At 65.9% G+C, this 3,082-nt stretch carries 4 protein-coding genes; 3 read left to right on the forward strand and 1 reads right to left on the reverse strand.

All coding sequences use genetic code 11. The features are described 5' to 3' along the window. Positions 1-235, forward strand: a 235-nt coding sequence (locus tag GPA_RS17500; protein WP_041239491.1) for a nickel-dependent hydrogenase large subunit, incomplete at its 5' end; no start/stop codon positions are given. Between the two features lie 72 nt (positions 236-307). Here GPA_RS17500 and GPA_RS10810 read toward each other — a convergent pair. Continuing rightward, positions 308-1,054 (reverse strand): transposase, encoded by a 747-nt coding sequence (locus tag GPA_RS10810; protein ID WP_041239492.1) that lies wholly within the window; start codon positions 1,052-1,054, stop codon positions 308-310. A 224-nt stretch (positions 1,055-1,278) separates the two neighbouring features. Here GPA_RS10810 and mreB point away from each other — a divergent pair, with 224 nt between their 5' ends. Then, complete coding sequence (mreB, locus tag GPA_RS10815) at positions 1,279-2,334, forward strand: rod shape-determining protein (RefSeq protein WP_041239493.1); 1,056 nt, start codon at positions 1,279-1,281, stop codon at positions 2,332-2,334. A gap of 18 nt (positions 2,335-2,352) precedes the next feature. Continuing rightward, positions 2,353-3,082 (forward strand): rod shape-determining protein MreC (mreC, locus tag GPA_RS10820; protein ID WP_041239494.1); only part of this gene is annotated, 730 nt, incomplete at its 3' end.

The following is a 3,082-nucleotide window of genomic DNA, read 5'->3' on the forward strand; positions in this document are numbered from 1 at the left end:
CACCGAGGCCCCGCGCGGCGCGCTGTTCCACGACCTGGAGCTGGACGGCGAGGGACGGGTGGTGCATGCCTCCATCATGACGCCCACGGCCCAGAACGTGGCGAACCTCGAGGCCGACATGCGCGTGCTCGCCGAGCAGCTCGTGGCCGAAGGCGCCGAAGAGGACGCCGTGCGCCTGGAGATCGAGAAGCTCGTGCGCGCCTACGACCCCTGCCTGTCCTGCAGCGTCCACTAGCGGGACGGGGTGGGTGTGACAAAAGGACGGGGGTAATGTCACATCGAAGGGCTTGCCGGCGCGGCGAGCGCCTCATGCGCGCATGATGATACCGCGCCCGATGCCGGTCAGCCTTTCTATCTGCCGAATAGAGAGCCCAAGCGCCTTGAGTCTCCTCAGGGCGCGGTCGCGCTCGCTTTTGTCGAGCGCGACCAATCGGTCTGAGAAATCGGCCCCGTAGCAGGTCTCGGCCAGATGCTTGGCCTCGGCGTCGCTTATGCGGGGCCCTTTTGCGCTGAAGCTGACCAGATCCTCGCGCCCATGACCTGGATCGCAGAACTCGACGAACGAGCCCCTTCCGCCAAGGAGATCGAGCACGGTCGACGTATCGCACAAGCCCGGTTTGCCGGCGTACTGTCCGTAGCTGCTCCAGCGGTAATCTCCGGGGAAGGCCGCTCCCAGGTCGAGGGGGTTGAGGTGGATGTAGCGCATTGCCATGAGAAGGTGCTCGTCCGTTTCAACGGGGAGGCTGCCGAAACGGTCCTGGAAGACGGGTCCCACGTGGCCGTGCCTGCCGTTGAAGAACAGGGCGTATGAGGTGGCGAGGCGGTGCAGGCCCTTCGATAAGTGGAGCAGATCCGCTTTTGCCAGCATGTGGACATGGTTGTCCATGAGACACCAAGCGAGCAATTCGACGCGATCTTTTTCCACGAGCTCGCGAAGCCCTTCGACGAAGTATCGTCGGTCGCGGTCATCTTCGAATATTCTGCGGCGGCCGGCTCCGCGCATCGTGACGTGATGCACTCCGCTTCCAGATTCTCGACGAGCTGCATGCGTCATGTCCCCTCCTGTCATCCGAACGAGGTCGACGGTGTGGAAGGCATTATCGCACGGCGAAGGGGGCTCGTGCCCCTCGGGTGCGGATGTGACATTATCCCCGTCCTTTTGTCACGCTCCCCGCCCGCCGGGCGGGGTGTGCCCCTCGTGGATTTTCAACGCCGGGGCAACGCCTGTGCTAGAATGCGTTTTTACTTGGAATACGAGAATTCAAGGGGTTTGCCTCTATGTCCTTTTTAGACGCGTTCTCCGGGCTGACCGGCCAAATGTCTACGGACATGGCCATCGACCTCGGGACTGCCAATACACTGGTCGCCATCACGGGCGAGGGCATCGTCATCAACGAGCCCTCCGTCGTCGCCATCGAGAAGAGCACGCACCGGGTGCTCGCGGTGGGCCATGAGGCGAAGAACATGATCAACCACACGCCCGAGGCGTTCTCGGCCGAGCATCCGCTCAAGGACGGCGTCATCGCCGACTATGACGTGACGGAGGCTATGCTCTCGGCGTTCATCAACAAGGCCGCCGTGCGCAAGTACCCGTGGCAGGCGAAGCCCCGCATCGTCATCTGCATCCCGTGCGGCGCCACCTCGGTGGAGAAGCGCGCGGTGTTCGAGGCCGCCATCCAGGCCGGTGCGCGCCAGGCCTACCTCATCGAGGAGCCCATGGCCGCGGCCATGGGCGCCGACCTGCCCGTCACCGAGCCCACGGGCTCCATGGTGGTGGACATCGGCGGCGGCACCACGGAGGTGGCCGTCATCTCGCTCGGCGGCATCGTCACCTCGTCGTCGCTGCGCCTGGCCGGCAACCGCATGGACGAGGCCATCGCCATGCACCTGCGCGACCTCCTGGGCATCAAGATCGGCGAGCGCACGGCCGAGATCATCAAGATCAAGATCGGCTCCATCCTGCCGTTCGAGGACGGCCGCGAGCGCGACATGATCATCTCGGGCCAGGACGTCATCACCGAGCAGCCGAAGGAGGTGACCATCCAGTCCGAGGACGTGCGCGCCGCGCTCGTCGGCCCCTGCGAGGAGATGGTCGTGCACATCAAGGAAACGTTCAAGAAGACGAACCCGGACCTCGCGTCCGACATCATACAGAACGGCATCCTGCTCACGGGCGGCGGCGGCCTCCTGTCCGGGCTGGATCGCTACCTCACCGACAAGCTGGAGATCCCGGTGTGGGTGAGCGAGACGGCGCTCACGAACGTCGTCACCGGATGCCTGAAGGTACTCGAGACGCCCACGGCGCTCAAGCAGACGCTCATGCGGTCGAAGTAAGGCAGCGCCCCTCACCGCATGGCCCTCAACTTCCAACAGAGCGGATCGGCATCGGCGAAGCGGGTGCTGCTCGTCGTATTGCTCGTGATATCCCTGGCCCTCGCCACGTTGTACGCGCGCGAGGGCGAGGACGGGCCGCTGCACGCCGTACAGGGCGCCGTGGCCGTAGCGGTCGGGCCCTTCAAGTTCGTCGGCGCCGCCGCCGGCGCGGGCGCGTCCTCGGTAGGCGAGGGGGTGGAGAACCTCACGGCCGACGAGTCGACGCTCTCCGGTTTGCGCGAGAGCAACGAGGAGCTGCGCCGCCGCCTCGCCGAGGCCGACGAGTACAAGCAGGAGGCCGAGCGCCTGGAGGGCCTGCTCGACCTCAAGAGATCCTACGACATCGACGGCGTGGCCGCGCGCATCGTGGGCAAGAGCGTGGAGGCGTACAACCAGACCGTGACCCTGGACGTGGGCCGCGACGACGGCGTGGAGAGCGGCATGACCGTCATGGGCGCGACCGGCGTCGTGGGCCAGGTGAAGAGCACCGACGCCCGCACCTGCGAGGTGCGGCTGCTCACCGACCAGAATTCCGGCGCAGCGGCCATCATCCAGTCGAACCGCGGCGAGGGCATCGTGCGCGGCTCGCTCGAGGGCCTGTTGTACCTGGAGAACGTGGACGAGGCCAACTGGCCCGTGGTGGGCGACGTGATTGTGACCTCGGGGCTGGGCGGCAGCTACGTGCGCGGCCTCATCATCGGCACGGTGG

Origin of the sequence: Gordonibacter pamelaeae 7-10-1-b, assembly GCF_000210055.1 — a bacterium.
GTDB classification, from domain to species: domain Bacteria; phylum Actinomycetota; class Coriobacteriia; order Coriobacteriales; family Eggerthellaceae; genus Gordonibacter; species Gordonibacter pamelaeae.

What these genes read in the sequence shown, in the direction of transcription:
- mreB (WP_041239493.1), top strand. Translation starts at nt 1,279, where the DNA reads ATGTCCTTTTTAGACGCGTTCTCCGGGCTGACCGGCCAAATGTCTACG.
- GPA_RS10810 (WP_041239492.1), bottom strand. Translation starts at nt 1,054, where the DNA reads ATGACGCATGCAGCTCGTCGAGAATCTGGAAGCGGAGTGCATCACGTC.